This window comes from Trinickia terrae (assembly GCF_005144415.1).
GTDB lineage: Bacteria > Pseudomonadota > Gammaproteobacteria > Burkholderiales > Burkholderiaceae > Trinickia_A > Trinickia_A terrae.
Genome location: NZ_SWJE01000046.1, coordinates 1 through 858, shown reverse-complemented (window position 1 = coordinate 858; position 858 = coordinate 1). Strand labels below are relative to the sequence as shown.

Annotated in this window: 1 protein-coding gene; it reads left to right on the top strand. The window is 68.9% G+C overall.

Annotated elements, in window-relative coordinates; translation table 11 throughout:
- On the top strand, positions 1 to 858 hold an 858-nt coding region (locus tag FAZ69_RS33005; protein WP_169708846.1), incomplete at both ends, for a dihydroxy-acid dehydratase domain-containing protein.

Here is an 858-nt window from a genome sequence, read left to right as displayed (position 1 = left end):
AGGCGGGGGGCTTTCCGGTGGAGTTTCCGGTGTTCTCCAACGGCGAGTCGAACCTGCGGCCCACCGCGATGTTCACGCGCAATCTCGCGAGCATGGATGTCGAGGAATCGATTCGCGGCAATCCGATCGACGCGGTGGTGCTCCTGGCCGGCTGCGACAAGACCACGCCCGCGCTCCTGATGGGCGCCGCGAGCTGCGACGTGCCCGCGATCCTCGTCTCGGGCGGGCCGATGCTCAACGGCAAGCACGCGGGGCGCGACATCGGCTCGGGCACGGTGGTGTGGCAACTGAGCGAGCAGGTGAAGGCCGGCAAGATCACGCTGCACGAGTTCATGTCGGCCGAGGCGGGGATGTCGCGCTCGGCGGGCACCTGCAACACCATGGGCACCGCCTCGACCATGGCCTGCATGGCCGAGGCGCTCGGCGTCACGCTGCCGCACAACGCGGCGATTCCGGCGGTCGATGCGCGCCGCTACGTGCTGGCGCATCTGTCGGGCATGCGCATCGTCGAGATGGCGCTCGAAGATGTGCGGCTCTCGAAGCTGCTCACGCGCGCCGCGTTCGAGAACGCGATCCGCGCGAACGCGGCGATCGGCGGCTCGACCAATGCGGCGATTCATTTGAAGGCGATTGCGGGGCGCATCGGCGTCGAACTGCAGCTCGACGATTGGACGCGCATCGGCCGCGGCACGCCGACGCTCGTCGATCTGCAGCCGTCGGGGCGTTTTCTGATGGAGGAGTTCTATTACGCGGGGGGCTTGCCCGCGGTGCTGCGGCGCCTCGGCGAAGCCGGGCTCCTGCCGCATCCGGAGGCGCTGACCGCCAACGGGCGCTCGCTATGGGAGAACTGCCAGGACG